21 protein-coding genes are annotated in these 25683 nt (G+C 72.8%); 11 read left to right on the forward strand and 10 right to left on the reverse strand.

What is annotated here, in order from left to right:
- Window positions 1–302 precede the first annotated feature (302 nt).
- The 6 genes from GA0070623_RS19210 to GA0070623_RS19235 all read left to right on the forward strand — a co-directional run bounded on the left by GA0070623_RS19210 (window position 303) and on the right by GA0070623_RS19235 (window position 9188).
- Window positions 303–3164 (forward strand): AfsR/SARP family transcriptional regulator, encoded by a 2862-nt coding sequence (locus GA0070623_RS19210; RefSeq protein ID WP_084261147.1) that lies wholly within the window; start codon window positions 303–305, stop codon window positions 3162–3164.
- Window positions 3165–3692: 528 nt separating this feature from the next.
- Window positions 3693–4724: a methyltransferase gene (locus tag GA0070623_RS19215; RefSeq protein WP_089004120.1), complete on the forward strand. Its 1032-nt coding sequence runs from the start codon at window positions 3693–3695 to the stop codon at window positions 4722–4724.
- Window positions 4725–4911: 187 nt separating this feature from the next.
- Window positions 4912–5943, forward strand: a complete 1032-nt coding sequence (locus GA0070623_RS19220) for a methyltransferase (protein WP_089004121.1) — start codon at window positions 4912–4914, stop codon at window positions 5941–5943.
- Window positions 5940–6947: a class I SAM-dependent methyltransferase gene (locus GA0070623_RS19225; RefSeq protein WP_197700000.1), complete on the forward strand. Its 1008-nt coding sequence runs from the start codon at window positions 5940–5942 to the stop codon at window positions 6945–6947. The genes GA0070623_RS19220 and GA0070623_RS19225 overlap by 4 nt, the downstream gene beginning before the upstream one ends.
- 80 nt (window positions 6948–7027) lie before the next feature.
- Window positions 7028–7942, forward strand: coding sequence for an aromatic prenyltransferase (locus GA0070623_RS19230; RefSeq protein WP_067309254.1), 915 nt, complete (start codon window positions 7028–7030; stop codon window positions 7940–7942).
- Window positions 7943–7997: 55 nt separating this feature from the next.
- Window positions 7998–9188: a cytochrome P450 family protein gene (locus GA0070623_RS19235; protein WP_084261343.1), complete on the forward strand. Its 1191-nt coding sequence runs from the start codon at window positions 7998–8000 to the stop codon at window positions 9186–9188.
- Window positions 9189–9423: 235 nt separating this feature from the next.
- Here GA0070623_RS19235 and wrbA read toward each other — a convergent pair whose 3' ends face one another.
- Window positions 9424–10032 (reverse strand): NAD(P)H:quinone oxidoreductase, encoded by a 609-nt coding sequence (gene wrbA / locus GA0070623_RS19240; protein WP_067309251.1) that lies wholly within the window; start codon window positions 10030–10032, stop codon window positions 9424–9426.
- A gap of 44 nt (window positions 10033–10076) precedes the next feature.
- Window positions 10077–10457, reverse strand: coding sequence for a DoxX family protein (locus GA0070623_RS19245; RefSeq protein ID WP_067309249.1), 381 nt, complete (start codon window positions 10455–10457; stop codon window positions 10077–10079).
- A 153-nt stretch (window positions 10458–10610) separates the two neighbouring features.
- Between GA0070623_RS19245 and sigJ the strand changes: the two genes are divergently transcribed.
- On the forward strand, window positions 10611–11546 hold the full coding sequence (gene sigJ, locus GA0070623_RS19250) for an RNA polymerase sigma factor SigJ (protein ID WP_067309247.1): 936 nt from the start codon (window positions 10611–10613) through the stop codon (window positions 11544–11546).
- Between the two features lie 27 nt (window positions 11547–11573).
- Here the strand turns inward: sigJ and GA0070623_RS30055 are convergent, their stop codons facing one another.
- The 4 genes from GA0070623_RS30055 to GA0070623_RS30060 form a co-directional block, all read right to left on the reverse strand.
- A complete protein-coding gene (locus GA0070623_RS30055; RefSeq protein ID WP_157517554.1) occupies window positions 11574–12017 on the reverse strand; it encodes a hypothetical protein in 444 nt (147 codons plus the stop codon).
- A complete protein-coding gene (locus GA0070623_RS19260) occupies window positions 11923–12993 on the reverse strand; it encodes a Mov34/MPN/PAD-1 family protein (protein ID WP_089004122.1) in 1071 nt (356 codons plus the stop codon). Before GA0070623_RS19260 ends, GA0070623_RS30055 begins: the two co-directional genes overlap by 95 nt.
- A 75-nt stretch (window positions 12994–13068) precedes the next feature.
- Entirely contained in the window at window positions 13069–14328 is a 1260-nt protein-coding gene (locus GA0070623_RS19265) for a HesA/MoeB/ThiF family protein (RefSeq protein WP_067309238.1), read from the reverse strand.
- Window positions 14325–14501, reverse strand: a complete 177-nt coding sequence (locus GA0070623_RS30060; protein WP_157517553.1) for a hypothetical protein — start codon at window positions 14499–14501, stop codon at window positions 14325–14327. Before GA0070623_RS30060 ends, GA0070623_RS19265 begins: the two co-directional genes overlap by 4 nt.
- A gap of 216 nt (window positions 14502–14717) precedes the next feature.
- Here GA0070623_RS30060 and GA0070623_RS19270 point away from each other — a divergent pair, with 216 nt between their 5' ends.
- The 4 genes from GA0070623_RS19270 (at window position 14718) to GA0070623_RS30610 (ending at window position 21218) form a co-directional block, all read left to right on the forward strand.
- Complete coding sequence (locus GA0070623_RS19270) at window positions 14718–15776, forward strand: polysaccharide deacetylase family protein (protein ID WP_067309234.1); 1059 nt, start codon at window positions 14718–14720, stop codon at window positions 15774–15776.
- A gap of 173 nt (window positions 15777–15949) precedes the next feature.
- Window positions 15950–17983 carry a RiPP maturation radical SAM C-methyltransferase gene (locus GA0070623_RS19275; RefSeq protein WP_067309231.1) on the forward strand — a complete coding sequence of 678 codons (2034 nt, stop codon included), beginning with the start codon at window positions 15950–15952 and terminating at the stop codon, window positions 17981–17983.
- Window positions 17974–19038, forward strand: coding sequence for a nucleotidyltransferase family protein (locus GA0070623_RS19280; RefSeq protein WP_067309227.1), 1065 nt, complete (start codon window positions 17974–17976; stop codon window positions 19036–19038). Before GA0070623_RS19275 ends, GA0070623_RS19280 begins: the two co-directional genes overlap by 10 nt.
- Complete coding sequence (locus tag GA0070623_RS30610; protein WP_197700001.1) at window positions 19035–21218, forward strand: peptidylprolyl isomerase; 2184 nt, start codon at window positions 19035–19037, stop codon at window positions 21216–21218. The genes GA0070623_RS19280 and GA0070623_RS30610 overlap by 4 nt, the downstream gene beginning before the upstream one ends.
- A gap of 24 nt (window positions 21219–21242) precedes the next feature.
- Here GA0070623_RS30610 and GA0070623_RS19290 read toward each other — a convergent pair whose 3' ends face one another.
- Genes GA0070623_RS19290 through GA0070623_RS19305 form a run of 4 tightly spaced genes read right to left on the reverse strand, consistent with a single transcriptional unit; the run spans window position 21243 to window position 25600 of the window.
- A complete protein-coding gene (locus tag GA0070623_RS19290) occupies window positions 21243–22043 on the reverse strand; it encodes an ABC transporter permease (protein ID WP_067309223.1) in 801 nt (266 codons plus the stop codon).
- Window positions 22030–22809, reverse strand: coding sequence for an ABC transporter permease (locus GA0070623_RS19295; protein ID WP_067309219.1), 780 nt, complete (start codon window positions 22807–22809; stop codon window positions 22030–22032). Before GA0070623_RS19295 ends, GA0070623_RS19290 begins: the two co-directional genes overlap by 14 nt.
- Window positions 22806–23786, reverse strand: coding sequence for an ABC transporter ATP-binding protein (locus GA0070623_RS19300; RefSeq protein WP_197700002.1), 981 nt, complete (start codon window positions 23784–23786; stop codon window positions 22806–22808). The genes GA0070623_RS19295 and GA0070623_RS19300 overlap by 4 nt, the downstream gene beginning before the upstream one ends.
- Window positions 23783–25600: a putative PEP-binding protein gene (locus GA0070623_RS19305; protein WP_067309216.1), complete on the reverse strand. Its 1818-nt coding sequence runs from the start codon at window positions 25598–25600 to the stop codon at window positions 23783–23785. The genes GA0070623_RS19300 and GA0070623_RS19305 overlap by 4 nt, the downstream gene beginning before the upstream one ends.
- Window positions 25601–25683 lie beyond the last annotated feature (83 nt).

The following is a 25683-nucleotide window of genomic DNA, read 5'->3' on the forward strand; positions in this document are numbered from 1 at the left end:
GCCGAGCGTCTTTTGGTGATGTGAACGGGTGTCCGCTTCGCGGGACGCCGGGCGGCGATACCGTCGACGACCTGCATCGATTGTCAGGGTCGCGGTTCTTTATTGCCACCACCTCCGGTCGGCGGTAGCGTTTCGCCCGGCAACATGAGCGCAGCCTTGGTAGCCACGGGGAAGGGGCACGTCATGCGGCCTGCGGCCCAGGCCCACGAAGCGGGCAGGCGGGACCATATAACAGCCGGGACCATCGCACTGGACGTCTGTCGTTACAGTTCTTCCGTTGTGCGCGCCGGAAGTGTCGCCGCATGATCAACGTAGCAGTCGCCGGGGCTTCGAGTCGTACCGCGTCGGACTCCCTGCGGTGGGCCGAGGCGCAGGCCGCGAAGGCCCGGGGGGCCGGCCGGGTGCTGGCGGAGTTCCGCGCCCTGGGGCCGCTGGAAGCGGTGGTGGCGGGGCGGCTGGTCGACCTGGGCGCACCCAAGCAGCGCGCGTTGCTGGCGTTGCTGGTGAGTCGGGCCGGTCAGCCGGTGGCGGTCGAGGTGATCCTGGAGGCGTTGTGGGCGGAGCACCCGCCCCCGTCGGCGATGGCCTCACTCCAGGCGTACGTGGCCAACCTGCGCCGGGTGCTGGAGCCCGACCGGGCGCCCCGGACGCCGGCCACCGTGCTGCGCACCTGCCCGCCCGGCTACCTGCTGGACAAGCGGGTCATCGACATCGACGTCCAGCGGTTCAGCGGGCACGCCACGGCGGGTTGGCAGGCGTGGGACCGGGGTGACGCGCAGCAGGCGCTGCGGGAGTTCGAGGTCGCGCTGGCGCTCTGGCGCGGCCAGGCCTACGCGGAGGTGGCCAACGCGCCGTGCGTCGTGCCGGAGGTGGCGCGGCTGGAGGAGCTGCGGTTGTCGGTGGTCGAGGCGCGCTGCGCGGCGCTCCTGGCGGTCGGCGCCCACGAGGTGGCGGTCGCCGAACTGGACGCCTTCGTCCACGCCTACCCGCTGCGGGAGTACGGCTGCGAGCTGTTGAGCCTCGCGTTGTACCGGGCGGGCCGGCAGGCCGACGCCCTGGGGGTGCTGCGGGCGATCCAGCGGCGGTTGGCCGAGGAGCTGGGCATCGATCCCCGGCCGGCGTTGCAGCATCTCGAACGCGAGATCCTCAACCAGGTGCCCGCGCTGGAGTGGCGTCCGGTCCCGCCGGTCGCCGCGCAGGCCGTACCCGATCGGCCCGCCGCCACCGGGCGGGGCCGGACGACCGGAACGCTGCCGCCGACCCCGCCCCCGGCGGCGGACGGCGAGGTCTTCGTCGGCCGGGAGGTGGCCCTGCGCCAACTGATCGAGGCGATGTCCGGGACGGCCGTCCGGGGCCGGGTGGTGACCGTCTCCGGGGAACCGGGCATCGGCAAGACCAGCCTGCTGCGACGGTTCGCCACGCTGGCCGGGGCGCCGGTGCTCTGGGGCAGCTGCCCGGAGCACGTCACCGCGCCACCGCTGTGGCTGTGGGAGCAGATCCTGCGCGCGGCCGGCACCTGCTTCCCGCAGCATCCCGTGCCCGAACCGGTGGCCGAGCTGCTCAACGGCGACCTCCAGCAGATGGTGGACGGCACCGAGGTGGCCACTGCCACCCTGCGCCGGTTCGAGGCGATCGTCCACTACCTGACGGACGCGGCCCAGGCCGCACCGCTGGTGGTCGTCCTCGACCACCTGCACCGGGCCGATCCCAGCTCACTGCGGCTGCTGGCGCACCTGGCCGAGTCGGTGCCGGCGAACCGCCTCCTGCTGGCGGTCTCCTACCGGTCCGGCGAGGCGGCGACCCTGGCCGACACGTTGGCCGCGCTGGCCCGCTCGGAGATGACCCGGATAGCGCTCGACGGTCTGACCACCCGGGAGACCCGGTCGCTGGCGAGCGCGATCCTGCGCCACGAGATCAGCGTGCCGACCGCCGAGGCGCTCCGGGACCGCACCGAGGGCAACCCGTTCTTCCTGCGGGAGCTGATCAAGCTGCTGACCACCGAACAGCGGATCGCCCACCCGCACACGGTGCCGGTGCCGATGCCGGTCCGCGAGGTGGTGCTGCGCCGGGTCGCCTGCCTGCCGCAGCCCGTGGTGGACGTGTTGTCGGTCGCCGCCGTCGCTGGTCGGCACTTCGACATCGAGGTCGTCGCCGAGGCGGCCTCGGTCGAGATCGAGGCGGCACTGGAGATCATGGACACCGCCGGTGCGGCGGGCCTGATCGTCGAGGACCAGCAGCGGCTGGGTTGGTTCCGGTTCACCCACACCCTGGCCGCCGAGGCGCTCTACGAGACGACCGGTCGACTGCGCCGGGTCCGGCTGCACCGACGGATCGGGGTGGCGGCCGCCCGCGCGTGGGCGGGCGACCCGGACCGCACGACCGAGATCGCCCGGCACTGGCTGCTGGCCGCCGAGCTCGACCCCTCCGCCGCCGCCCACGCCGCCGACCATGCCGCCACCGCGGCGCGGGCGGCCGACGCACGGGGCGCGTCCGGGGAGGCCGCGACGCTCTGGCGACAGGCCCTGACCGCCGCCGGCCTGGCCCAGCGGGAGGACACCGACCGGTACCCCCTGCTGCTCGGCCTGGGGTTCAGTCTGTACCGCGCGGGCGACCCGCGGGACGGGCTGCCCGCGTTCATCGAGGCCATCGAGGAGTCCCTGGTGGCGGGGGAGGCCCGCGACGGCACGGACACCTGCCGCCCGGCCGTCGCGGCGGTGGCGGCGGTCGGTGAGCCGCTCTGGCGGCAGGCCGCCGACGGCGAGGTCGGCCGTCGGCTCGTCGAGGTGCTGGAGCGGGCACTGACCCGGGTGACCGGCCGGGCGCAGCGTGCCCTGCTGCTCTCCTGCCTGGCCGTGGCCTGCCCGTCCGACGGTGACCAGGCCCGCCGGGTCGCCCTGTCGGACGAGGCGCTGGCCCTGGCCCGGCTCGCCGACGACCCCGTGGTGCTGGCCCGGGTCCTGCTGCTGCGGGTGTCGGCGCTCGACGGGGCCGGCCACCGCGACCGGCGTCACCAGGCGGTCACCGAGCTGCTGGCGTTGCCCGACCTGCCGCCGGCCCTGGCGATCCGGGTCCGGCAGCTTCGCGCCCAGGCGGATCCTCCGCCCGATGTCGCCGGGGAGGGGCCTGCGGTGGCGTTGGTGACGGGCGAGGCGGCCGGGGCGTGACGGCGGCTCCCCGGCGGGTGGACAGCCGCCAAGCCAACGCCAACCCGTCGGCCAGTGCCGGCCAAGCCCGGTGGCCGATGCTCGACGGGATACGGAGCACGGGAGGGCGCACCATAGCTGGTCACCGATCGACGGGGGCGCTGTCGCGTCGCAGCCGGGGTACCCGTCGGGCCGGCTGTCCACGGCCGGAACCCGTCCGCGCCGGCCGGGCCGGGCCGCAGGCGGATCTCCGGATCCTCCCCGGGCGGGGCGGGGCGGTCCCGCCGCTGCCGTCGTGCACCGCGACGCGCATCCGGGGTGGTGACCGGTGGGTGTCGGCGGGCCGCCGGCCGCCCGGCCGTGAACCCGGCGTCGCCAGACCGGACCGGTGATCCCGGCCGCCTGCGTCCACCCTGCTGGACCGTCGCACGTCGGTGGGCACCCCGTGGTGGGTGCCGGTGTCACCTGTCGCATCGCGTGGAGCAGAAACAAACTCGAAGGGATCAGTACATGACGCCAGAAGCCACTCTCGCCCGGTTTCGCGAGTACATGGTGGGACCGACGCGGTTCATGAATCTGCTGTCCTGTTTCGAACTCGGTCTGGTCGACCGGCTGCGGGACAATCCGGGTCTGACGGCGGTCAAGCTCGGTGATGCGGTCGGGGTGAAGCCGGATGCGGTGGAGCAGTTGTTGCAGTTGATGGTGAAGGAGGGCTTCGTCGCGTACGACGAGGGCTCCGGCGCCTACTCGCTGGCCGCGCTGGGCGACGTCGCCGAGGGCGACCTGCGGCGGGCGCTCGCCTACATGAACCTGATCAAGGTGGTCGCGCTCCGGCAGGTCTACTACCTCACCGAGAGCGTACGGACCGGCCAGGTCGTCGGGCTGAAGGAGCTGTACGGGTTCGACGGCAACCTGTACGGCGCGGTGGCCGAGCACCAGGACCTGCGCGACTCGTGGTTGACGCTGATGAACCGGGTGACCGCCAACATCGATCCCTGGTTCTTCACGAACATCGACGTCCCGGCCGGTGCGCAGGTGCTCGACCTGGCCGGGAACACCGGCCTCGGTGCGATCCACACCTACCAGATGAAGACCTCGCCGGGTCTGCGGGTGACGACGTTCGACCTGCCCGAGAAGGAGGAGGAGTGCCTGCGGAACTTCCGTGAGCACGGCGTCGAGGAGCACTGCTCGTTCGTCGGCGGCGACGTCTTCGCGAGCATCCCCGGGGGCTTCGACGTGGTGCTGATCAAACACTTCCTGGACATGTTCGACAAGGAGGAGGTGTTCCGGATCCTCACCGGGGTGCACCGGTCGCTGAACGTCGGCGGTCAGGTCAACATCCTGGTGCCGGTGTACCCCGAGGACATCACGGACTCGGACAACTACAACGTCGACTTCTTCCCGAGCTTCTTTCTCGGCTGCACGATGGGTCAGGGCGGGCCGCAGAAGCTGTCGACGTACCGGAGCTGGCTGGAGGAGTGCGGGTTCACGGTCACGAAGGCGGTGACCAAGGACTCCGCCGAGGTGCCGCCGGACGTCATCCCCGTGCAGGCCATCCTGTCCGCCACGAAGACCGCCTGACCGGCCCGGATGCCGGCCGACCCCGGTCGCCCGGGTGGCCCCCGCCGACCGGCCCCACCACCGGGTGCCGTCGCCGACCGGGGTGCCCGCCGGTGCGGTCGGCGACGTCGACGTGACCGACCGAACCAACCCGAAGGGAGCTAGCGCAATGACGCCAGAAGCCACTCTCGCCCGGTTTCGCGAGTACATGGTGGGACCGACGCGGTTCATGAATCTGCTGTCCTGTTTCGAACTCGGTCTGGTCGACCGGCTGCGGGACAATCCGGGTCTGACGGCGGTCAAGCTCGGTGATGCGGTCGGGGTGAAGCCGGATGCGGTGGAGCAGTTGTTGCAGTTGATGGTGAAGGAGGGCTTCGTCGCGTACGACGAGGGCTCCGGCGCCTACTCGCTGGCCGCGCTGGGCGGCGTCGCCGAGGCCGACCTCGAACGGGCGCTCGCCTTCATGGGCATGATCAAGGTGGCCATGCTCCGGCAGATGTTCTACCTGACCGAGAGCGTGCGGACCGGCAGCCTGGTCGGGCTCAAGAAGTTCTACGACTTCGACGGCACGCTCTTCGACGCGGCGGCCGTGCACGAGGACATCCGCGACTCGTGGGGCCGGCTGGCGCAGCTGGAGACCGGCAACGTCTACGGCTGGTTCTTCCAGAACCTCGACATCCCGGCCGGCTCGCGGGTGCTCGACCTGCTCGGCGGGAACGGCCTCGGGTCGATCATGACCTACCGGATGAAGGCGTCACCGGGGCTGCACGTGACGAACTTCGACGCGCCCGAGAAGGAAGCGGAGTCGCTGCGCAACTTCCGGGAGCACGGCGTCGAGGAGCACTGCTCGTTCGTCGGCGGCGACGTCTTCACCGACGTCCCGGCGGGCTTCGACCTGGTGCTGATCAAGCACTACCTCGACATGTACGACAGGGACGACGTCCTCAAGATCCTCAAGAGTGCCAACGGGGCGCTGGAGGTGGGCGGTCAGCTCGTCATCCTGGCCCCGGTCTACCCCGAGGACATCACCGACCCCGACGACTCCCAGATCGACTTCTTCCCGACCTTCCTGCTCGGCTGCGCCACCGCCCAGGGCGGGTTGCAGAAGGTGCCGACGTACCGGAGCTGGCTGGAGGAGTCCGGGTTCGCGCTGACCCGGGTGGTCGGCAAGGACCCCGCCGACATCCCGCCGGACGCCATCCCGAAGCGGTTCATCATGTTCGCGACGAAGACCGCGTGACCGGCGTGGACACCCGGCAACCCACCCCCGACCGCATCATGCACATCGCCAACGGCTACTGGGCCACCGGCATCCTCGGCGCGGCGGCGGGCCACGCGATCTTCACCCATCTGGAGGCCGGCGCGGGCACCGCGGCCGAGCTGGCGGTCCGGGCCGACATCTCCGAGCGGGGCGCGCAGACCCTCCTCGACGGGCTGCTCGGCCTCGGCCTGGTCGAGCTGCACGACGGCCGGTACCGCAACACCGCCGAGTCGAGCACCTACCTGGTCGAGGGGCGACCCACCAGCCTGAGCGAGTTCGCCAAGCTCAAGATGACCCACATGGGCAGCCTGGCGGACCTGTCGGAGGTGGTCCGCGCGGGCGGCCCGATCAGGAACGCGACGGTGGAGGTCGCCGACAACCCCCACTGGGAGAAGGTGGTCACGGCCATCGCCGCCCAGTCCACCCCGGTCACGGCGATCGTCGCCGACCTGCTGGGGCTGGCGGACGCCGGTGAGATCTCGATCCTGGACCTGGGTGGCGGCTCGGGGATCTTCTCGGCCGCCTGGCTCGGGCTGAACCCCGCCGCCCGGTCCACCCAGCTCGACTGGGGACCGATCAACGCGATCGCCCGCCGGCTGGTCGCCGAGCGGGGCGTGGCCGACAGGTTCACCTGCGTCGACGGCGACTTCCACCACACCGAGGTGGCGACCGCCGCGTACGACGTCGTGGTGTACTCCCACGTGGCCCACCAGGAGGGGCCGGACGACAACACGGCCCTCTTCGCGAAGGTGCGCGCCGCCCTCAAGCCGGGCGGCACGCTGGTCGTCTGTGACTACGTCGTCGACGACGACCGGAGCGGACCGTCCTTCGCGTTGATCTTCGCCGGGGAGATGCTGCTCAAGAGCAAGCACGGCGGGACCTGGCGGCGCTCCGACTACCGGGACTGGCTGGTCAAGGCCGGCTTCGAGGACGTCACGTTCCACCCCACCCCGTCTCCCACCACGGTGGTCCTCGCCCGCTAGCGAGTACCCACCACCCACGCCTGCGCCGCCGACGGGTCGGCCCGCCCGCGGAGGCGCTGATCTGGACACCTGGAGGATGAATGTCCGAGCCTGCCGAGTCGGCACAACTCTATTCCGCCATCGAGGAATCGGCGCGACTGTTGGAGGTGCCCTGTTCGCGGGAGCGGGTCTGGCCCATCCTGAGCGCGTACGCCGACTCCCTGCCGAAGGCCGTCATCGCGCTCCGGGTGGCCACCGGAGCGCGCTACCGGGGCGACCTGGACTGGCGCTTCACCGTGGGCAGCGACGTCGACCCGTACGCGGTGGCGCTGTCGAACGGGCTCACCGAGAAGACGGACCACCCGGTCGGCACGCTGCTGGCCGAGATCAGCGAGCGCTGCCCGATCGCCAGCTACGGGATCGACTTCGGGGTGGCCGGCGGTTTCAAGAAGATCTACCTCTTCTTCCCGCCGGACGGCATGCAGTCGCTGTCCACCCTCGCCGAACTGCCCTCGATGCCCCGGAGCCTGGCCGACAACGTCGACCTCTTCGCCCGGCGCGGCCTCGGCGACAAGGTGAACACGTTCGGCATCGACTACCGGCACCGCACGGTGAACGTGTACTTCGGCGGGCTGCCCGACGAGTGCCTCGAACCAGCGGGCGTCCTGTCGATGACCCGGGAACTCGGCCTGCCGGATCCGGGTGAGCAGATGCTCCGGCTCGGCCGGCAGGCGTTCGGCATCTACGCCAGCCTGGGCTGGGAGTCCTCGGCGGTGGAGCGCTTCTGTTTCGCCGTGATGGCGTCGGACTCGTCGTCCCTTCCCGTCCCGCTCGAACCGGAGATCGAGCAGTTCCTCAAGGGGCTGCCGAACAACGCCGCCGACAGCAGGTTCGTGTACTACGCGGGGGTGTCGTCGACCGGCGAGGAGAACTACAAGGTCCAGTCCTACTACAACTGGCAGCCCCGGATGCTCGATCAGATGCTCCTGTCCGACTCGGGCGAGACCCGCGCCTGAGTGCTCCGTCCGCCGGGGAGCCGCACCGATTCGCGAGATGAGAAGGAGGAGGCCGATGAGCGAGTCTCCGGCTGTTCTGGAGTTCACGGGCACCGCGCAGGACGTCGTCACGTCGGTGCACACCGCCGGCCCGGTCCGGCAGGTGCGGCTGCCCAACGGCGTGCCGGTCTGGCTGGTCACCCGGCACACCGAGGTGCGCGAGGCGCTGAGCGATCCGCGCCTGTCCAACCACGACCGCAACGACTGGTTCGACCAGGGGGCGCTGAGCCCGCAGGTGCGTTCCGCGATGAACACCTCGATGCTGCGTCTCGATCCGCCGGACCACACCCGGCTGCGCAAGTTGATCGCCAAGGCGTTCGTGCCCCGGCGGATCGAGGCGCTGCGTCCCCGGGTCGGGCAGCTCACCGGTGACCTGCTGGACCGGATGGCGGCCGGGTCCGCCGAGGTCGACGTCATCACCGGGTACGCCTCGCCGCTGCCCATCCAGGTGATCTGCGAGCTGCTCGGGGTGGCGGTGGAGGACCGGGCGAACTACCGGGAGTGGGCGGACGCCTTCGCCGCCGGCCTGGGTGCGCCGGTCTTCCCGGTCCAGGCGGTCACCGACTTCGTGGAGCACCTGCAGGGGCTGATCGCCCGTCGTCGGGCCGAACCGGACGACGCGCTGCTGTCGGCGCTGATCGCGGCGCGGGACCAGGCCGACCGGCTCACCGAGGACGAGCTGATCTCGACGGCCTTCCTGTTCATCGTCGCCGGCCACGAGACCACGACGAACCTGATCGGCAACGGTCTCTACCTGCTGTTGCGGAATCCGGAGCTGGCCGACCGGATCCGGGCGCACCCCGAGGAGCTGCCCCGGGCCATCGAGGAGTTCCTGCGGTACGAGAGCCCGGTGACCGGTGCCTCGCTGCGTACGGCCACCGAGGCGATGAACCTGTTCGGGGCCGAGGTGGCCGCCGGGGACCTGGTGATGATGTCGCTGCACGCGGCCAACCGGGACGGCACCGCGTTCCCCGACGCCGACGGGTTCCAGCCGGGCCGCGAGCGCAACCCGCACCTCTCGTTCGGCTACGGCATCCACTTCTGCATGGGTGCGCCGCTGGCCCGGCTGGAGGCCCAGGTCGCCATCGGGGAGTTCCTGGCCCGCTTCCCGCAGGCCCGCCTGGCGGTGGACGCGGACGCCGTCGAGTGGCGACCGGGCCTGCTCACCCGGGGTCTGGCCGCCCTCCCGGTCCGCCTCGCCGGCTGACCGGCCACCGGCGGCGCGGGGTCGACCCGGGCTGCCTGCTGACCGGTCACCGGCGGCGCGAGGTCGACCGGGCCGGCCGGATCACCGGGAGGTGACCGGTCGGAGCGGGTGGGCACGCGTCGGAACCGGTGCCCGACACGACGACGGGTGCCCCCGCCCGGTCCGGCCGGGATCGCACGGATCCCGGCCGGCGGGACGCGGGGGCACCCGTCGTCGTGTGCCGTCCGGGGCCGGGTCAGGCGGGACGGCCGGCCTTCAGCGCGGCGGCGGTGTCGACCACGCGCCGTGCCTGGTAGCGGGCCGCCTGGAGGGTGACGTCACCGGGCGGGCCGCTGCCGACCACGTGCGAGGTGCCGTAGGGGTTGCCCGACTGGAACTGGATGGGGTCGGTGTAGCCGGGCGGCACGATGATCCCGCCCCAGTGGTAGAAGGTGTTCGACAGCGCCAGGAGGGTCGACTCCTGCCCGCCGTGGGGGGTGTTGGAGGCGGTGAAGGCCGAGTAGACCTTGTTGGAGAGCTTGCCGTGGAACCACAGCGGGCCGAGGGTGTCGATGAACGCCTTGAGCTGGCTGGACACGTTGCCGAACCGGGTCGGGGTGCCGAACAGGGCCGCGTCGGCCCAGTCCAGGTCGTCGCCGCTGACCACGTCGACGTCGGCGGTGTCCCGGATGTGCTGCGCCCACTCCTCCTTGGCGTTGATCGCCTCGGCCGGGGCCGTCTCGGCCACCTTGCGCAGGCGTACGTTCGCGCCGGCCTTCTCCGCGCCCTCGGCCGCGGCCTTGGCCAGCGTGTGCACGGTGCCGGTGGCACTGTAGTAGACGATCGTGAGGTTGACTGGTTCCATGATCGTTTTCTCCCGGTCGGATGCTCGTTCGGTGTGGTCGGGGATCAACTGGTGAAGGAGTGCGGGCCGAAGCGACCCCAGGCGACGACCGCGGCCAGGAGCAGCAGCACGACGTTCACCACGGCGGTCTTGGCGTCCTTGCGACGGAGGCAGGCGATGGCCGCGCCGGCCATCAGCAGCACCAGACCGACCGCCGCCAGCGGCACCAGCACCGGGGCGATGTCGAGCACGGCGGGCAGGATCAGCCCCACCGCGGCCAGGATCTCCAGGACCCCGATGGCCTTGATGACGTTCGGGCTGAAGTCGTCCAGGACCGCGTAGCCGGAGGCGACCAGTTTCTCCTTGGACTGGACCAGCTTCATGACGCCACTGGCCAGGAAGATCACGGCCAACAGCCCGGCAATGATCCACAGGGCGAGGTTCATGAGGGGGTTCTCCTCGCAGGTTGCTGGGATAGTGTTCGGTTCACTGGTACGACGAAGCAGCCCTCCGGAATGTCAGGCGGCGCGTCCGGTCCGCATCCCGGCGTCGACCGTCGCACCGGTGGGCACGCAGCGACCGAGGGAGCCGGCGGCAGCATGACCAACCCCACCGCGCCGGGGCTCGACTGGCCCGATCCGGCCCTCAGCGGGCTCATGAGCGAGCGGGGCCGGCTCCTCGGTCTGGCGTACCGGCTGCTCGGTTCCCTCGCCGACGCCGAGGACGTCGTGCAGGAGACGTACGCCCGCTGGTACGCCCTGTCCCCGGCGCAGCGGGCGGCGATCCGGTCCCCCGGGGCCTGGCTGACCAGGGTCGCCGGTCGGATCTGCCTCGACCTGCTCGGCTCGGCCCGGGCGCGACGGGAACGCTACGTGGGGGAGTGGATTCCGGAGCCGCTGCCCGACCGCGCGGACTGGCCCGGCGACCGGGCCGGTGGCACCCCGGTCGACCCGGTCGACCGGGTGACCCTCGACGAGTCGATCAGCATGGCCTTCCTCGTCGTGCTGGAGTCGACCACCCCGGCCGAGCGGGTCGCGTTCATCCTGCACGACGTCTTCCGCTACTCCTTCGCCGAGGTGGCCGAGGTCGTCGGCCGTACCCCGGCGGCGTGCCGCCAGCTGGCCTCGTCGGCCCGTCGCCGGGTCCGGGCGTCCACTGCTTCGCCCGTGCCGGTCGCCCGTCAGGCCGACATCGTGCGGGCCTTCAAGCAGGCGTGGGAGGCCACCGACATCGACGCGCTCGTGGGTCTGCTGGCCCCCGACGCCACCGCGACCGGCGACGGTGGCGGGCTGGTCCGGGCCGAACTCCGTCCGGTCGAGGGCGCCGAGCGGATCGCCCGGTTCTTCGCCGGTCGGGCCGGCCCGGCGGCCGGTGTCACCATCCTGGAGCGCACGGTCAACGGTCGGCCCGGTCTGGTGGCGCAGCTGGACGGCGGCGTCGGCGCGGTGCTGGCGTTCGACGTCGCGGGTGACCGGATCACCCGCATCTGGACGATCCTCAACCCCGAGAAGCTCCGTTCCTGGGCCACAGCCTGACCTGTGCGGGCCCGCCCACCCGGCCGGTCACATGTGGGGCAGGAAGCTGTCGAGCGGGCGTCCCGTCCGCAGGTGACCCTCGTACGCCTCCAGCCAGATCCGTCCCTTCAACGCGACCAGATAGAGCGTGTTGTTCGGTACCCACAGGTTCTCCTTGAAGTGGCAGATCCTGGTGCGGTCGTCCCGCAGACCGAGGGTGTGCATCGACGCGCTCGCCTCGGTGATCCGCCGGCCGTGGTGGTCGGTCAGCGGGTGCGGAGCGGTGACGACCATGTCGGGGCACCTGTTCGGGAAGGCCGCCGGGACGTGGATCCGCAGGGAGTAGTACCGCCCGGAGTTCGTGTTGACCGGCCCCTCGACGAAGGTCGACTGCGGATCAGTCGGATTGAACCACGTCAGGGTCGGGAAGTAGTGCCCCAGGATCAGCCTCTCCTGCGCCAGCCGCTGCCGCTGGAGCGGGGTCCATGACATCGGTCCTCTCCTCACTGGTCGGGTGCGTGTGCGGGTCCTCGGTCGCGCCCCGACCGGTCAGGCCGCGTACCTCCCGGAGGAGTTCCCCCGGCCGGTCCGGGTGGGCCGTGTCGACCGGCTCGCGTCCGCCGTCGGGGGACACGAGTTCCGGCCGCCGGTCCGGGAAGCCGTCGGGAAAGGCGACCGCATACTGTCCGCCGCCGGTGGTGAAGCGGTACGCCAGCTCCCCGCTGTCGGTGTTGACGGTGATCGCCGTCGACGGGTACGCCCGCCGGCCGATCTCGTCGAGCCGGAGCAGGAAGTCCCGTCCCCAGCCGGTGGAGTACCAGGCCGTCGGCTCCGCGTGCCGGACCGCGGTGCGGGTCGTGCCCGGCACCACCCACCACGGCCCCGTCTGGCGCGGGGTCGGCCGGGTCGCCCCCGCCCGCTCGGCGGTGGTCGAGATCGGGCTCCGCCCGGACAGCACCGACCAGCTCCCCCGACGCGGCTCGGCACGGCCGGCCTCGAACAGGTAGGCGTGCAGCACCACCACCTCGCCGCCCCGACGGGCGGACCGGCCGTCGGATGCGTGGACGCGCCGCACGCCCTCCCCCGGCGGGACGTCGTCCGCGTCGCGGAGGGTGGCGATGCAGGTCAGGAAGCGCGGGAAACCGTTGGTCTGCAACGTCCGGTGGACCGTCGCCGCATCGCCGCCGCTGGGTCGATCCAGGCCGATCCGGTGGTGCGAGTGCCAGTCGCCGATGTGTTGCAGCCCGTGGTCGTGCTGGAGTCGTTCGCCGCTGTCCCGGAGGTAGTCGACGTCCTGGAAGAACGCCGCGCTCTGGTGGCGGGCGCCCGGCCCCGGTCCCAACACGACCTGGATCGCCGGTGACCCGCTGTGCGTCCAGAAGCCGAAGAGGTTGCCGCCGGTCTCGATGGCCGGGTGGTCGAGCACCCAGGCCGCGATGTGGTCGAGGTCGGCTTCGTAGACCGTCACCCGGAAGTCGGTGTCGCCGGCCGCCTGACACGGTACGGAGGTGCGTGTGCGTCCCAATTCCCCGCCGCCTTTCCGCTAGCCGAAGAAGCCCGCCGCGTCGGGGACCGACGCGGGGTCCGGTACGTGGCACGCGCCGCAGTCGGCCCGCCGGCCGACGTTCGCGCCGTACCACCGCAGGACGGCCGGTTTGGTGAACTCGAACCCCATCTGCGGCCAGCTGGCGTAGACGCCCTCCCGGCGGTTCGCCCAGACGTAGAAGTCCGCCCGCAGATCCTCGTCGAGGCTGTCGAGCCCGCCGCCGGCCCCACGGGACAGCTCGACGAGTGCCAGCTTGACCATGAAGTTGGCGACCGGTGCGATGTCCGAGGCCAGCCCGACCTGGATCTGCTGCTCGAGGTCGCCCGGGTCGACGTACGCCTGGGCCTCCTCGCGGGCCTCGCTCAGCCGCGAGTACTCACGTGGCCGCTGGGCGAGGAACTGCGTGGTGTAGACGCAGGCGAGGCAGGGGCCGTCGAACGGGCGGACCCGGAGCACCTCGCCGCCGCAGGCGCGGCTGAGCACCCGGCCGAAGACGGTCGGTATCCGGAGGTCGAGCGCGTACTGGTTGAGCATGAACCGGCTGCGGTCGCTGTCCGTCGCCGCCACCAGCAGGTCGACGCCGTCCACCGCCTGCTGGAGTGCCGGCACGTCCTCGACCACGTCGAGGTCGGCCGTGACCACGTCCAGGTCGGGGTTCTTGCCGAGCACCAGGTCGCGGACCGCGTTGGTCTTGCGCCGGCCGAGGTCCCCGATCCCGCAGGCGTGCCGCGCGACGTTGCCGACCTCGATGCGGTCGCGGTCCACCAGCACCATGCGTCCGATCCCGGACTGGGCGAGGGCGACGGCGATGGCGGATCCGCCGCTTCCCAGCCCCACCACGGCGACCGACTTGCGGGCGAGCGCCGCGGTCGGAACGAGACCTTTCGCGCGGACGTACATCTCTCCCTGGACGGGAACGAACTTCACGTCGATCTCCCGGGTGCCGCCGGCGTCGAGGACGATCCGGCCGCGGGCGGTGAGGTCGTCCCCGGTGATCCCGATGTCGACGACCAACCGGACCCCGGCGGGGATCTCCGCCTCCCGGACGGCCGGTCCCCGGTGCAGCCTGACGGTGGCCCGGCAGGGCTGCCCGGAGAAGTGGATGCGGGGCTCGGTCAGGTAGACGTGGAAGACCTCGCCGCCGTCGATGGCCATGCCGAGGGCGGCGGTCTCCGTGTCCCCGGTCTGCTGGAACTGCCGGAACAGCTCGTTGACGTGCTCCTGGTAGAGGAAGGCCGTCGGCGGGTGCCCGCTCATCCGAAGTACCCGTCCGCCGCGGTGTTGGTGGCGACGACGTCGTCCGGGCTCGGGTTGCTGGTCACGCTGAGCTGCCCGGTCCGGGGGTCGAACACCAGGTCCTGCGAGGGACGCCCCTGGGTGATGTCGGTGAGTGTTTCCTGGATCTTCGCCGGCTGTCGACTCTCGTCCATGGCCGTGTCCTCTCGTCATGCGCCTGCCGGTGGTACCTGACGGACGGCCCGGCCCTCCGGCCCGGTCGCCCGTTCTCGATAATTCGGCTCCGAAAGTTTCCGAAAGTCGTTGACCTTTTCGAAACGTCGCTGCAATACTCCGATTTCACAGCGCCATCAACACATCTCGATGGATGTGCGCGTCTCAGGTGTCACCACCCCAAGGAGGACCTGCGCATGATCGCCAGAATCGGTGGCACCCGCCGCCCGTCCGTTCCCCGAGCATCGCGCCGCGCCGTCCGGTTGGCCGCCCTCGCCACCGCCGTGGCACTGGGCGCCGTCGGGCTCGCGGTCGCCGCGACCCCGTCCAGCGCCGCCGCCTGCAACGGCTACGTCGGTCTCACCTTCGACGACGGGCCGACCGGCAGCACCGGCGCGCTGCTGTCCGTGCTGCGCAACAACAACGTCCGGGCGACCATGTTCAACGTCGGGCAGAACGTGCAGGGCAACCCGTCCGCCGCCCGGGCCCAGGTCGACGCCGGCATGTGGGTCGCCAACCACAGCTGGAACCACGCCCACATGACCTCGATGGGCCAGAGCCAGATGCAGTCGGACCTCTCCCAGACCAACGCGGCGATCCAGTCGGCCACCGGTGTCCGGCCGCAGCTGTTCCGGCCGCCCTACGGCGAGACCAACGCCACCCTCCAGTCGGTCGCCTCGTCGCTCGGCCTGCGCCAGGTGATCTGGGACGTCGACTCCCAGGACTGGAACGGCGCCAGCGTCAGCCAGATCGTCTCCAACGCCGGCCGCCTCCAGGCCGGCCAGGTGATCCTGATGCACGACGGCATCCAGAACACCCGTGACGCGATCCCGCAGATCATGGCCAACCTGAGCAGCCGCAACCTCTGCCCCGGCATGATCTCGCCGAGCACCGGCCGGGCGGTGGCCCCGGACGGCACCCCGCCGACCACCGGCACGCCGACCACCCCGCCCGGCACGCCGACCACCCCGCCGCCCACCGGCGGGTGCACCGCGACGGCGACGTACCCCAACGTCTGGGGCGATCGGTACAACACGTCGGTGACGGTCCAGGGGGCCGCCAACTGGACCGTGGTGGTGGCGGTGACCGCGCCGCAGCGGATCACCACCACCTGGAACGGCACCCCCAGCTGGGACAGCTCCGGCTACGTGATGACGATGCGCTCCAACGGCAGCGGCAACACCTTCGGCTTCACCACGATGATGAACGGCAACAGCGGCGCCAGGCCCCAGATCCGTTCCTGCACCACCGGCTGAGCGCGGGTGGGCCACCCGGGCCGCCGGCACGGCCCGGGTGGAAGGTTCGGCCGGCCCTCCCCGGACGTGACGGGCTCCCGCGACCGGGGAGGGCCGGCCCACCGGGTGCTGGACGCCCGATTCATCGATAGGATCGCCTCTCGCGTTCATGCCGACGGCGGGGGCTGGTGTGTATGGCGATGGAACTGCTGCCGCTGGTGGCGGCGACGCCGGGGGCGTCGGCCCACCCGGAGCCCGAGCCACCACCGGCCCGGTCACTGCGGGTCGCGCTGGTCAACATGCCGTGGGCGCGGGTCGACGCGCCGTCCATCCAGTGCGGGTTGCTCCAGTCGGTGGTCCGCGCCGCGGGCCACCGGTGCGACGGGCACTACCTCAACCTCGACTTCGCCGCCGCGCTCGGGGCGCGGACCTACGACGGGCTGGCGGGGCTGCCCAGCGAGCGCCTGCACCTCATCGGCGAATGGCTCTTCTCGTACGCCGCCTTCGGCGAGGTGCTGCCCGAGTCGGCCTACTACCAGGACTTCCCCGAGGTCGAGAAGCAGTGGGCCGAGCTGACCGGCAAGCCCCTCGACGAGCTGACCGCGCTGCGCCGGGAGGTGATCCCCGGATGGTTGCGGGAGTGCGTGCGTCGTATCGACTGGGCCGGGTACGACGTCGTCGGGTTCACCTCCACCTTCCTGCAGAACACCGCGTCGTTGGGGCTGGGCCGGATGCTGCGGGCGGAGCATCCCGACCTGGTCCAGGTGTACGGCGGCGCGAACTTCGACAGCGTGATGGGCGTCGAGTACGCGGCCACCCTGCCCTGGCTCGACTACGTGGTGACCGGCGAGGGCGACGTGGCGTTCCCCCGCCTGCTGGCGCAGCTGGCCGCTGCCGAGCACCCCGCGACGGCCCGCTGCCGGGTTCCCGGCGTGCTCGCCCACACCGACGCCCCCGGCGTGCCGGCCCCCGGTGTGCCCGGCTCCGCCGACCCCGCCCCCGACCCCGCCCCCGGCGTTCCCGGCTCCCCCGGTCCCGGTGACGACCCCGCGCCGGCCCGCGACGCGCCCCGCACCCAGGACCTGGACCGGCTGCCCTTCCCGGACTACGCCGACTACTTCGCGGCACTGGAGCGCCTCGGCCGGGCGACGATCCTCGGCGACGAACCGGTCAAGCTGCCCGTCGAGTTCGCCCGCGGCTGCTGGTGGGGCCAGAAGCACCACTGCACGTTCTGCGGCCTGAACGCGCTCGGCATGGGCTACCGCTCCAAGAGCCCCGACCGCGCCATGTCGGAGCTGTCGGCACTGCTCAGCGCCTACCCGACGGTGCACGTCGAGGCGGTCGACAACATCCTCGACATGTCCTACCTCTCGTCGTTCTGCACCGTGCTCGCCGACCGCCGCTGGGACATCCACGTCTTCTTCGAGGTCAAGGCGAACCTCACCCGCGAGCAGCTGGCGGTGCTGCGCCGGGCGGGGATCCTGACCATCCAGCCCGGTATCGAGAGCCTCAGCAGCCACGTGCTCAAGCTGATGCGCAAGGGCTCCACCATGCTGCTGAACGTCCGCCTGCTGAAGTGGGCCCGCTACCACGGGATCCGGGTGGCGTGGAACATGCTGACCGGGTTCCCCGGCGAGACCGACGAGGACTACCGCCGGCAGGTCGAGCTGATCCCGCTGCTGCACCATCTGCACCCGCCGGACGGGTGCGGCCGGTTGTGGCTGGAACGCTTCAGCCCCTACTTCACCGACCCCTCGTTCCCGATCTCGGACGTCCGGCCACGGTCGAGCTACCGGCACATCTACCCGGACTCCCTCGACCACTCGCGGATCGCCTACTTCTTCGACTACACGGCGGAGGGGACCGGCAGCGACGAGGCGTTCGAGGCGCTGTCCGCCGCGACCCGACGGTGGCGGCGACGCTGGGCGCAGGACCGGCCGTCCCTGATCTACCAACGGTTGCCGGGGCGGCTGGTGCTGGTCGACACCCGTGGCGAGCAGCCCCGTCGGGCCGTCCTCTCCGGCTGGCAGGCCGAGGCGTACGAGCTGTGCGGGGACCGGCCGCACTCGGCCGACCGGGTGCGGGCCGAGCTGGCCGCTGCCGGGTACCGGGTCGCCACCGCCGAGGTCGGCGTCCTGCTGGACCGGTGCTGCCGCTCCGGGGTGATGGTGTCCGAGGACGGCCACTACCTCTCCCTGGCGATCCCGGAGAACCCCGGATGGTGGTGACGGCGCCCGAACGGCTCGCGCTGGCCCGTGAGGTGGCCGCGCGGCTGGCGGCCCGGCCGGGGGTGACGAGCGTCTTCCTCACCGGCAGCATGACCGTGGGCCTGGGCAACCACACCTCCGACGTGGACGTCTACCTCGTCGGGCCGGATGTCGAGGCGGGTCGGGAGCAGGTCTTCGCCGGCCCGGTACGCATCGACGTGCACCGGCTGTCCACCCGGGCGCTGGAGCAGGCGGTCCGGCGGGTGGTGGGGGCGACCCTGCGCAGCGACGACGGCGCGGACGTGGTCGCCCAGCGGGACGTCACCATCGCACTGCGGCTGCACCTCGGGGAGGTCGTCCGCGACGGTGGGGCGGACGCCCTGCGGGAGACCCTCGGCGGGCACGCGGCCACCCTCCGCCAGCTGTTGATCACCCGATGGCTCGACCTGGCCCACTACGGGCAGGAGGACCTGGCCGGGTTGGTCGACGAGCCCGGGGACGGCGACAGCGCGGTGATGACGGCCCGGCTGCTGCTGCGTACCGCCGGCAAGGCCCTCGCCGCGGGCTGCGGCGACCTGTTCCCCGGCGAGAAGTGGGTCTGGCGGCAGCTCGACCGGTCGGCGCCGGCCGGCTTCCCCCACGACCACTTCCGCCATCTGCTGCGCGCCGACCCGCTGGCCGCCGGCCCGGACCCGGTGCGCCTGGCCGACCTGCGCGGCTTCGCCCAGACCTGTCTCGCCGCCACGGCCACCCTCGGCTGGCACGGGGTGCCGCTGGCCCACCAGCCGCGCTGGCGCGGCGGCGACGGGCCGTTGCGGCGTGCGCCGGAGCTCTCCGTCCGCGCCTACCGGGACGGGGTGGTGCTCACCTCGCCGGAGAGCCGCCGGGTCCGGCTGAGCCACGAGGCGGCGCTGGTCTGGGCGCTGTGTGACGGCGTCGACGAGTCGACGGTGCGGCACGACGTCGACCTGCTCCGGCCGGTGCACGCCGCCGCCCGTCGGCTGGCACCCGAACGGGTGCCCGTGCTCGCCGCCGAACTGCACACGGCAGGCCTGATCCACCGGGTGGCGGCATGAAGGTGACCTATGCCCGCAGCGACACCCTCGACCTCTTCCTGGCCCTGCACCGCGAGCTGGCCGGGCGCTGTTCGTGGGAGGTGTGCCTGCTGCCCCGACCGGTCGAGCCGGCGGTCGCGGCGCTCCGGGACGGGCTGCGGGGGTGGCGGGCGGCCGGCGTGCCGATCCCGCCGGCCGCCCTGGTCGCACCGGACGGACCGGCGGCCACCGACGCGGCCACCCGGACGGTGCTGGCCGCGATGGACGCGGCCCGGCCCCGGCTCGCCCCGGCGATCGCCGCCTTCGCCGAACGCCGTGCCGCCGCCGAGGCCGACCTCGACCAGCGGCTCCGCCTGCCCGAGGTGGGCGGGGCGCTGGCCGCGGCCATGGGGGTCGCCGGGGAGGCGCTGGAGCTACCGGTGCACCTGGTGCCGTTCGCGCCGTACCCGCCGTCGGTGGGGCTGCTCCTCGACGGTTCCCGGGTGGCCGGCACCTACCTGGACTTCCGGCGGTACGTCGGCGCCACCCTGGCGGACGCGACGCTGACCCAGCTGGGCTGGGCGCTGCTGCGCAGCGAGCACGGTCCGGGTCACCTGCTGGGCCGGTTGCGGGCGCTGCTGCCCGGCACCGGGCCGTACCAGCGGCAGCTGCGGTTGCTGCTGACCAAGACGGTGGTGGAGCTGACCGCCGGGCACCTGGTCCGGACGACGGACCCGCAACACCGCCCGTGCGTGGAGGTGCTCGGCACGGCGTGGCGGTTCCCCCGCCTGTACGACCTGGTCCGCCGCCACTGGACGCCCTACCTCGACGGCCACCGGGACCGGGAGGCGGCGCTGGCCGCGATCGCCGCGGAGGCCGCGGCGTACGCCCCCCGGTGGTACACGGAGAACATCGACGGCGCGTCCCTGGCGGCCGACTTCTACCTGCTGGAGTGGTTGGCGGCGCAGGGCGACGCGCCGGCCGCCGAGCGGCTGGCCCGCTGGGCACCCCAGCTCAGCGCCGACTTCGCCGGCCAGCTCGACCTCATCATCGGCACCGAACTCGGCCACTACGAGTGCGCCCGTCCCGACGCGCTCGCCCCGGACCTCGCCGACTTCCTGGCCCGGGTCAACCTCGGCGACAGCCGGGTGGCATGGTGGCGGACCCGCCGCGAGCTCGGCGAGATCCCCGCCCTGGACCTCGCGGTGGACGCGTTCGCCGGGCCGGGTGTCGAGTACGGCGGCGAGGCGTGGGCGCCGATCGCCGCGATGCTCCGCCGGTACGCCGCCGGCGAGCTGCCCGCCCGCGTCTTCATCGACCAGTGCTTCACCCTGCAACACAACAACGGCTGCCTCTTCGACAAGTACTTCGAGGCCGAGCACCTGCTGCCGGTGCTCGAAGCGCAGGCCGCCGGTGACCTGGCCACCCTGGCCCGGCACGCGTCCGCCGAGGTGCGCCGTCGGTGGCAGCGCCACCGGTACCGGATCGAGCGCGGGTACTCCCCGCAGTGGCTGGGTGCCGACCGGGCCGTCGACCTGCCGCCGCCGGACCGGCCGCGTACCGGTCGGCTCGTTCTCGGTGCGCCGCCGCCGGGCAGCCTCGGCTGCGGATCCGCCGAGGAGGCCGAGCAGCTGGCCGCGTCGCCCGCGGACGCCACCGCGCCCGTACGCGACCGGACCTGGCAGTTCCGCCGTCCGTGGCCGGCGGTGCCGCGACGCTACGCCGCCGCGACCGCGGTCCTGCACACCGGGCTGGGTGAGGTGCGGCTGGAGCTGTGGCCGACGGTGGTGCCGTACACCGTCGACAACTTCGTCGCGCTCGCCGGCGGGGCGCGGAGCTGGCGGGATCCGGTCACCGGCGGGCGACGCGACGACCCGTTCTACGACGGCGTCGCGTTCCACCGCCGGGTGCCGGGGTTCGTGATCGAGGCCGGTGACCGCTCCGGCACCGGCCAGGGTGGCCCGGGCTACCGGATCCCCGACGAGGTGCGGGCCGACCAGGTCTTCGACCGGCCGTTCCTGGTGGCGATGGCGAACAACGGGCGGGACAGCGCCGGCTCCCGTTTCTTCGTCACCCTGGCGGCGGCGCGGCACCTGGACGGCGGGTTCGTGCAGTTCGGCGAGGTGGTCGACGACGGCTCGCGGGCCGTGGTGACGGCGGTCGCCGCGGCGTCCGGGCCGGTCCGGCTGCTCCGGGTGACGATCGACGCCACGCCCGCCTGAGGTGACGCCGCGCGGTGCAGCCGCTCAGGCGAAGTCGTCGTGCCCGTGCCGGTGCGCCCGGCGGATCTGCACGGCGACGACGACGGCGGTCGCACCCAGCCAGCCGATCCCCACGAGAGCCTCGGCCACCAGCTGCCACAGCCAGGGGCCGCCGCGCAGCCAGGAGTGCATCGCGGCGAGCCCGTGCCGGCCCGGCAGGAACGCCCCGACGACGTCCAGCACCGGCACCCGCCCCGGCGGCAGGAACGCCCCGCTGCACAGCATCACCAGGTAGCCCATCAGGTTGCTGGCCAGCGTCTCGGCCCGCCGACCCACGACGAAGGCGGCAGCGGCCAGGCCCGCCGCGGTCGCGGTGAAGGAGATCAGCAGGTAGACGAACGCCATCGGGGCGAGCCGCAGCGCCAGGTCACCGACCCCGGCGACCGGAGCCACCACGACGGCGGCGACGAGGATCACGCCGAAGCCGGCGAGCGGGTACGGCAACGACCGGGCGACGAAGAGGACCGTCGGGTGCAGCCGTCCGGTGCGCAGCCGCCAGAACGTGGCGGAGTCCTTGTCGGCCACCGGCACCTGGGAGACGTACAGGATGTTGGTCATCGCGAGCGCGAGCACCAGCCCGCCGACGTAGGCGAACTCCTGGTGCCGGGTGCCCGCGACGACGCCGCCGAGCAGGGTGAAGAAGAGTGTCTGCAACACCACCCGGGGCAGGACGCTGCCGCCGAGCACCCCCGGCGGGTTCATGGCGAGGAACTCGCGCCAGCCGAAGCGGACGGCTTCGCCGAGCCGCCACGACAGCGGGGCGTCGGACAGGCTAGACGAGCTCAAGGCTCCCCCTCCGGCGGCCGGTGTCGACCGCGACGCGCAGGCAGGCGACCGCCGCGACCAGGTAGACCACGGTCAGCGCCACCGCGACCGCCAGCGGCGCGGGGCGGACCGCGCCGGAGCTGAGGCCGACCACGAACTCGTGCACCCAGTGCAGGCTGAGCAGTGTCGGCACCCACCGCAGCCACTGTGGCAGCGCGTCCGGCGGGATCAGCAGCCCACCCAGGATGAAGACCGGATAGATCAACGCGCCGGACCAGGCCAACCCGTGCCGGGTGACCAGGAACAGGCAGGCGAGCAGCATGCCCAGCGCGGTGCCGGACGCGACGACGACGAGCAGCGCGACGAGCAGCCACAGTGGATGCGGCACGGCGACCCGCAGCCCCAGCAGCACGATCACCACTGCCGCACTGGCGAGGATCCCGGCGGTGCTGGAGAGCGTCGCACCGAGGCTCCGGCCGAAGAGCACCAGGCTGGGGGAGAACTGGCTGGTGACGCTGCGGGCCAGGGTGCCGTAGGTGCGTTCGCGTCGCAGCACGCCACCGGCGGTCCACACCGTGGCGCTCCAGATCGCGGTCAGCACCACGGCGGAGACGACGACACTCGCCCGGTCGGCGGTGAGCCGGCGGGTGCCGGCCACGATGGCCAGCAGCGCGACCGGCTGCACGACCGAGACGACGACCACCATCGGCCGGGTACGCATGCCCTGCTGCTCGGCGCGCAGCGCCGTCCAGACCACCCAGGCGGCGGTGGCCAGGCGCTCGTTCACCGGGTGCCCGTCGGGGTGGAACCGTCGGCGGCCGACATGCGGTCCATGACGGTGGCGTAGACGTCCTCCAGGCGTACCGGGGCGACGTCCACCGCCAGCACGTCGAGGCCGGTGAGCGCGGCACCGAGCCGGTCGAAGGTCGCGCCGCCCCACTCCGGCACCCGGAGTCGTACGGTCCAGACCCCGCCCTGCTCCTCGACGTCGTCGAGCGCCGCCCCGGACGCGCCGAGCTGCTGCGGCACCGGCCCGCGCCCCCGGACCGTGACCGTGGCGGCGAAGCCCGCCGAGCGGGCGAACTCGGCCGCCGTGGTGTCCATCGTCACCGTTCCCCGGGACAGGATCAGCACCCGGTCCGCCAACCGCTCGATGTCGAGCAGGTAGTGGCTGGTCAGCAGGATCGACACCCCGGTGTCGCGCAGCCGTGCGACGGTGCCGCGCAGCCGCTCGGCCTCCACCGGGTCGAGGCCGACGGTCGGCTCGTCGAGCAGCAGCAGACGCGGCTCCGCGACCAGCCCCAGCGCGATGTGCAGCCGCTGACGCATGCCCTTCGAGTAGGTCTCCACCGGGCGGCGGGCGGCCTCGGCGAGCCCCACGTCGGTCAGGGCACCGTCCACCTTGTCGCGGATGGCCCGCCGTCCGACCCCGGCGAGCATCGCGAAGTAGCGCAGGTTCTCCCGGCCGGACAGCGCCCCGTAGAAGCCCCGGTCGCCGCCGAACACCACACCGGTCAGTCGCCGGACCGTGCGCAGCTCCCGCCGGACGTCGTGGCCGAAGACCCGGGCGCTGCCCGTGCTGGGCTCCAGCAGGGTGGCCAGGATCTTGGTCAGGGTCGTCTTCCCGGCGCCGTTGCTGCCCAGCAGCCCCACGATCTGCCCCTCGGCGACCTGGAACGACACGTCACGCAGCGCGGTCACCTGGTCCCGACCGCGGCCGAACACCCGTCCCACGCCGGTCACCTCGACCGCCGGTGTGCTCATCGCCCCTCCGTCCCTCGCTCCACGGCGACCGCCACCTGCCCGACGGTCAGCCGGGCCACGGGCAGGCGGGCGGGGGAGCACGACACGTAGTCGGCCCCCAGCCCGACCAGCAGCCGGACCGCCGCCGGGTCGAGTGCGTGTTCGCCGCAGATACCGACGCCGATGTCCGGCCTCACCTTACAAGCGGCGGTGACCGCCTGCCGGACGAGTTCGCCGACCCCGTGGTCGTCCCAGCGGACCATCGGCGACTCGTCGACCAGGCCGAGATCCCGGTAGCGGGGGAGCAGCTCCCGCTCGGCGTCGTCCCGGCACAGCCCCCAGCCGAGCGCGGTCAGGTCGTTGCTGCCGATGGAGAGGAAGTCGGCCCGCCGCGCCAGCTCACCGGCGACGAGCGCGGCGCGCGGTGTCTCGATCATCGCCCCGACCGGCATGGTCTCCGTCCCGGTCCCACCGCACCGCTCGTACGCCTCGGCCAGCCGGTCACGGACCAGGTCCAGTTCGGCCGGCACGGTCACCATCGGCACCAGCAGCTCGGGGCGGGGGTCGCCGCCGTCCCGGCGGACCAACCGGGTCGCCTCGACCAGCGCGGTGAGTTGCGCCGCCAGCAACCGCGGATCGAGGACGCCCAACCGGATGCCCCGGACGCCGAGCATCGGGTTGGTCTCGTGCAGCCGCCGGGCGGCGGCGAGCGTCACCGGGTCGGGTCCGGCCCCGCCGCCGCCCCGCGCCTCGGCGGCGGCGACCTCAAGCCGGGTCAGGTCGGGGAGGAACTCGTGCCGGGGCGGGTCGAGCAGCCGGATCGCCACCGGCAGCCCGTCCATGGCCCGCAGCAGGGCGACGAAGTCGTCGCGCAGCACGTCCCGCAGGCGGTCGAGGGCCTCGGACGTCCCGGCGCTGCCGGTGCCGGTCAACACCCTGGCCAGCAGCGGCTGCCGCTCGCCGAGCAGCATGTGCTCGATCCGGCAGAGCCCGACGCCGGTGGCGCCCGCCCGCCTGCCGGCCTCGGCGTCGGCGGGTGAGTCGGCGTTGACCCGGACGGCGAGGCGGGCGTGCCGGTCCGCCACGGCGAGGATCCGGTCCACCGCCGGTCCGGTGTGGTCGGTGCGGGTGGTCGGCGCGGTGGGCGGGTCACCCCGGTGGACGGTGCCGGCGGAGCCGTCCACGGTCACCCGGTCTCCGGGCCGGACCGGCTCCCCGTCGTCGGGGCGCAGGCAGGGCTCGTCCGGGTCGACAGTGGCGTCGCGGAGCGCGGTCACGCAGACCCGGCCGAGCCCACGGGTGACCACTGCCGCGTGCGAGGTGTTGCCGCCCTGCTCGGTGACCACGGCGGCGGCGGCGAGCAGGCCGGGCAGGTCCTGCGGTCTGGTGACGGGGAGGATCAGTACCGGGTCGGCCCCACCCTGGCGGGCCGCCACCGCGGCGTCGGCGCTGAAGACGGCGACGCCGCCGGCCACGCCCGGCGCGACGCCCCGACCGTGGCAGAGCACCGGGAGGCCGGTGACCCGGCCGGCAGGTGCCAGCACCCGGGTCAGATCGGTCGCGCGGACCATGCCGAGGGCGTCCCGTTCGGTGAGCGCGCCCTCGTCCAGCAGCGCCGCGACGTGGGTGAGCAGCGCGGCGTCCCGGAGTACGAGCGGGGTCACGGCGACGATCCGGAGGCGGTGCGCCCGGACCGTGAACTCGACGCGTACCGGCTGGCCGGCATCGCGGTGGGAGGACTCCACCACGGCGGTCAGCTCCGCGCCCCACGGCTGTCCGGCGGCGGTCGCGGCGAGATCCCGGCCGCCGTGCAGGAGCAGGTGAGCGCCGGTCACGCCGAACTGGAACTGACCCGAGAGCCCGGGTCGCCCCGTGCCCGGGTCGCACGAATAGGCGAGACCACTACCGGAATCGGTGC

The organism is Micromonospora rifamycinica (assembly GCF_900090265.1).
Taxonomy (GTDB): Bacteria; Actinomycetota; Actinomycetes; order Mycobacteriales; family Micromonosporaceae; genus Micromonospora; species Micromonospora rifamycinica.